Annotated in this window: 5 protein-coding genes and 1 pseudogene; 4 read left to right on the top strand and 2 right to left on the bottom strand. The window is 41.8% G+C overall.

The window, feature by feature from the left end; genetic code table 11:
• Positions 1 to 134: 134 nt before the first annotated feature.
• Positions 135 to 587, bottom strand: a pseudogene (locus ELS82_RS23510) (IS110 family transposase); the annotation flags it as partial.
• Between the two features lie 417 nt (positions 588 to 1,004).
• On the opposite strand from ELS82_RS23510, the gene ELS82_RS23505 reads away from it, so the two are divergent.
• The 4 genes from ELS82_RS23505 (at position 1,005) to ELS82_RS23490 (ending at position 2,805) form a co-directional block, all read left to right on the top strand.
• Positions 1,005 to 1,259, top strand: coding sequence for a type II toxin-antitoxin system Phd/YefM family antitoxin (locus tag ELS82_RS23505; protein WP_005526636.1), 255 nt, complete (start codon positions 1,005 to 1,007; stop codon positions 1,257 to 1,259).
• Positions 1,252 to 1,521 (top strand): Txe/YoeB family addiction module toxin, encoded by a 270-nt coding sequence (locus tag ELS82_RS23500; RefSeq protein ID WP_049844102.1) that lies wholly within the window; start codon positions 1,252 to 1,254, stop codon positions 1,519 to 1,521. The genes ELS82_RS23505 and ELS82_RS23500 overlap by 8 nt, the downstream gene beginning before the upstream one ends.
• A gap of 224 nt (positions 1,522 to 1,745) precedes the next feature.
• Complete coding sequence (locus ELS82_RS23495; RefSeq protein ID WP_134837593.1) at positions 1,746 to 2,273, top strand: hypothetical protein; 528 nt, start codon at positions 1,746 to 1,748, stop codon at positions 2,271 to 2,273.
• The gene (locus ELS82_RS23490; RefSeq protein WP_134837592.1) at positions 2,266 to 2,805 is read left to right on the top strand and encodes a hypothetical protein; all 540 of its coding nucleotides are present in this window, start codon (positions 2,266 to 2,268) and stop codon (positions 2,803 to 2,805) included. The genes ELS82_RS23495 and ELS82_RS23490 overlap by 8 nt, the downstream gene beginning before the upstream one ends.
• 254 nt (positions 2,806 to 3,059) lie before the next feature.
• On the opposite strand, the gene ELS82_RS23485 is transcribed toward ELS82_RS23490, so the two are convergent.
• Positions 3,060 to 4,097: an IS110 family RNA-guided transposase gene (locus ELS82_RS23485; RefSeq protein WP_134837591.1), complete on the bottom strand. Its 1,038-nt coding sequence runs from the start codon at positions 4,095 to 4,097 to the stop codon at positions 3,060 to 3,062.
• Between the last annotated feature and the right edge of the window lie 76 nt (positions 4,098 to 4,173).

The raw sequence follows: 4,173 nt of genomic DNA, 5'->3' as shown, positions 1-4,173 counted from the left end.
GTATTACTCGCTGCAAAACAGCGAAAACCTGAACGATGGACTGGTGATATCAGGAACTGTAAGCCAGTTGGCGAAGTCCACCTAAATCCAGAAAGAGAAGCTGCTTAATAAGCGAGCAAATGATGGCAACTATCTTGAAAAACACCGCTTTCCATGGTTTGCATGGTCAGTAGTTGGTTACGTCTTGTAACTAAGTCACTCATAAGGCGTATGTTTTCACTTTTTAACTTGGTCAGTGTAGGCTGAACACGTTCGGCATAATGTGCTATGAGAGCGGCGTCTAAACGGTCGTTCTTAGCTCGTTGACCGATGGCTTCAGCAAACCTTTTAATGCGTAGCGGGTTGGCAACAACGTAAGGTAATTTGGCTCTATCGCAGGCGAGTATGAAGGGCATTTCTAATCGGCCTGTTGCTTCGATGACAACGCGTTGAGGTTTGTGTTTCTTAATGGTTTTAATGGCATCGTGGATGCCTTTTTCGGTGTTCGGGACGGTGAAGTAAATGTCGAGAGGGCGGATATAGATGTCTAATTGTGACTTACCCGTATCAACGCCGACATTAATGTTTTGAAGTGTGTTTGTATTCATAATAAGCTAACTCTTGCTTGCAAATGCGGGCTCGAGACCCAGAAGACTATTCGAGTGTGGTGCTTGGAGTTCTATCTGGCGTTCGTACTTGTTACCGGTCTCTCAATAGAGGAGCCATCGTTTAATCGAACTACCAGATAGAAGAACTTTAGTTGCAGCTAAAGTCTGGGTCTCACCTTACCCGATTGGAGTACTTATTATCCATACAAGGCGTTTAAGACGGATTCCCAACGCTCGGCATTTTCAGTTTGATTCAGCTTAAGTGATTACAGCACAATAGGTTAAGTGTGGTGGTCTGCGTTGTTCACCACTTAACGTGGCGTTAGTTGCCTTATCAATATCGTATGTCCAATTTACTGTACAAGTAGAGTCGGGAAGACTATACTTGTTCCATTAAATGTACATGTGGAGGTTCTTATGAGAATCGTATCTTTTACTGAAGCTCGAAATGGTCTTAAAGCTGTTTTGGACGGCGTAGTTAATGACGCTGATACAACAGTTATTACACGCCGTGATTCTGAAGATGCTGTGGTTATGTCTTTGGACTACTACAATAGCCTTATGGAGACAGTTCATTTACTACGCTCTCCTCAAAACGCTGAACACCTAAATCGTTCGATAGCACAGTACCGTGCTGGTAAAACAACAGCACGAGAGTTAATTGATGAGTAGTAGTCAACGTTTACTGTCGTGGACTGATGACGCTTGGGGTGACTACCTGTATTGGCAAACTCAAGACAAGAAAACACTCAAGCGCATCAATAAACTCATCAATGATGTTAAGCGCTCTCCATTTGAGGGTATAGGTAAACCAGAGCCGTTAAAAGAGAACTTATCCGGTTTTTGGTCTCGTCGTATTGATGACACTAATAGGCTTGTTTACGCAGTCGATGATCAAGCGATAACGATAATTTCGTGTCGTTACCACTACTAAATCAGGTTCAGCGATCTGGCATCTAACAATCAATTCAAGCAGATTCGCAACGCTCGGCATTTTTGGTTTGAATCGGTTTTAGTGTTTACGGCACAATGTTTTAGGTAAGTGGCAGCGTTGCTCACTACTTAATTGGGCGTTATGTGCCTAGGTCAGTCTGGGTTTATTGATACGGTATTTAGTATCAGTGTATTATTAGAGAAACTATGAGTAAGGCACACATTATGAGTAAGAAAGATTTTGATAGTTTCTTGTCAAGCCACGAAAAAAAACAACAAGAATCAACTATTGACTGGGATAAACAGAAAGATGAATGGCTAGATTATATCGAGTCGTTTTATAACCAAGTCGAAGCTTGGTTTGCTCCTTATGTTGAGGCTGGTCGAGTTAGCTATGGTTATTCTCCTAAAACTCTTGTAGAAGATCATATCGGTTCATATGAAGTGAAAAATATGAAAATCGATTTTGCGGGACAGAGTGTAGTGTTAGAGCCAGTGGGTACATTGCTCATTGGTACAAAAGGTCGAATAGATATGGAGGGGGCTCGAGGTCGCGTTCAGTTTATCTTAGCTGATAAAAATAGCTCAGGGGTCAATGTACGTGTTTCGATCAATAAACCAATACCTGAAGAGAAACCTAAGGAAATTGAATGGGTATGGAAGTTGGTTTTAAGGGACTCACGTAGAGTTAAATTTGAAGACTTCAATGAGTCCAATTTCTTCGACGCTTTGATGGAAATAATCTATGCCTAGTAAAGTTGCATTCTCCAATGATCATTCAAACCTTGAAGACATAGAAGAATACTACTTTGACAGTGAGCTAGCTTTACAACAATATTTTTTATCATCTGAAGTACCTGCTAAGTTTATTGGTTGCTCTTTGAGCATGCTTCAGGAGGAACTAAAAGATAGAACTGAAAGCTTGGATCGAATGTGTTCTCTGGAAATCTTAGCTACTCTAGAAGCTAGGTTTCGAGTGGACTATTTAGTTAGGTGTCAAAAGAAAAAACGTGATGTTTTTTCCAAGAAACTACGTGCCATCTATCGAAAAAAAGAGAATCAAGCCTCTTTAGTAGATGACATTATTTCTACTTGGCGTAGAGAGCACCCTGAACACAAGGCTCGTCTTGACAGTTTTCAAGGCGCTTTAGATTACAGAAACTGGTTAGCTCATGGTAGATATTGGCAACCTAAGAAAATGCCTCACCTCTCAAGGTATGATTACCTGTTTTTGTATAGCTTAGCTGATGACATTCTTGGGAATATAGAGCTTCTTGAGTCATAGGCACATAACAATCTGTTTAAGAGTGATTCGCAACGCTTATATGGACTCCCTATTGTTGTCAAAAAGGATTGTTAACGAAGGTTAGATGCGTGCTTATATACGGGCTCTAGTTGAGAAGCTATCTCGGGCCACTTTGATGTGCTCGCACCTTCATGACTTTATCTTGGCGGCGGTATTTTATACCTAAGCGTTGCACAGTCTCTTGAAGGTTGGTCTTACCTGTTCGTTATCACGGTCTTTTTGACTAACTCTGTTTAAGCCACAAGGAGTTGTGGCTGGTAATCCTCTCCGCTTTCTATCATCGCGAAGGCTGTTCTTACGGTCTTATTTGCCAATGCTATTGCAGCAACCTTTTTCCCACGTCTTACCGTTATTGCTTTAAGCCATTGCTCTTTTGATGTACGAGCTTCTCGCTTTTCTAATTTGCAAACGACTCCAATGGCTCCATTGTAGAGGGCGTTACGCAGAGTGTTGTTGCCACAGCGTTTAGCAATAGCCCCTATCTTTTGTTTGCCTCCACTACTATGTTGAACAGGGGTTAATCCTAGGCAGGCAGAAGCATGTCGTCCTTTTGAAAAATGGTCTTTTTGACTGAGGGCAATTTTCAATAAAGCCGCACAAATAGGGCCGACCCCCTCTAATGCTTGTAGGCGTTTGCACAATAGGTCTTGAGATGTAGTGACTTTCAGTTTTTGTGTAATGTTATCGATTTGGTGAATTAAATCGACGAATCGGTCATACATCATTGCCAGGGTTTCCCTGAATGTACAGGTGAGACTATTTTCAGCATCTTCGAGTATGAGGGGGATTTCGGTCCTAAGCGCAAAATCGCCTTTGTTGATAGGGAAGCCAAATTCAAGTAACAGCGCTCTTAATTGATTTGCGGAGCTGACTTTCTGTCGGACAAGCAATTCGCGAATATGAACAATAGATTGTTGGCACTGGTCTTCAATATTAAGTATTCGGCAAGCTTTCACGTTAGGCTGCATAGCGGCGATAGCGATGGCTAAAGCATCATTAGCATCCGTTTTTTGACCTTGCCGGAATGCAGAGACTCGTTTAGGTGCGATGGCTTTTACTTTATGACCTAGTTTAATAGCTAGTCGTCCCCAATGATGAGCGGTCGCGCAAGATTCCATAGCAATGAGCGATGCTTTTTCTTTGATAAGGAGCTCAGTAAGTTTTTTTCGAGAGACTTCTTTGTTGAAAATAATTCTTCCATGTCGATCCATCTTACAAACTTGGAAAACGTTTTTTGCTAAGTCGATAGCGAGCACCGTAGAATGAGTCATGTATGGGCTTCCTTGTAAAAGTGTCGTTACTTATTACGTTACTCCCGAGGGAGATAGGGAGTCCATACATCTTGGC

The organism is Vibrio ouci, from assembly GCF_004551525.1.
GTDB lineage: Bacteria > Pseudomonadota > Gammaproteobacteria > Enterobacterales > Vibrionaceae > Vibrio > Vibrio ouci.
The sequence above is the reverse complement of the archived record's forward strand: the minus strand, read 5'-3'. Positions and strand labels throughout refer to the sequence as shown.

What these genes read in the sequence shown, in the direction of transcription:
- ELS82_RS23505 (WP_005526636.1), top strand. Translation starts at nt 1,005, where the DNA reads ATGAGAATCGTATCTTTTACTGAAGCTCGAAATGGTCTTAAAGCTGTT.
- ELS82_RS23500 (WP_049844102.1), top strand. Translation starts at nt 1,252, where the DNA reads ATGAGTAGTAGTCAACGTTTACTGTCGTGGACTGATGACGCTTGGGGT.
- ELS82_RS23495 (WP_134837593.1), top strand. Translation starts at nt 1,746, where the DNA reads ATGAGTAAGAAAGATTTTGATAGTTTCTTGTCAAGCCACGAAAAAAAA.
- ELS82_RS23490 (WP_134837592.1), top strand. Translation starts at nt 2,266, where the DNA reads ATGCCTAGTAAAGTTGCATTCTCCAATGATCATTCAAACCTTGAAGAC.
- ELS82_RS23485 (WP_134837591.1), bottom strand. Translation starts at nt 4,097, where the DNA reads ATGACTCATTCTACGGTGCTCGCTATCGACTTAGCAAAAAACGTTTTC.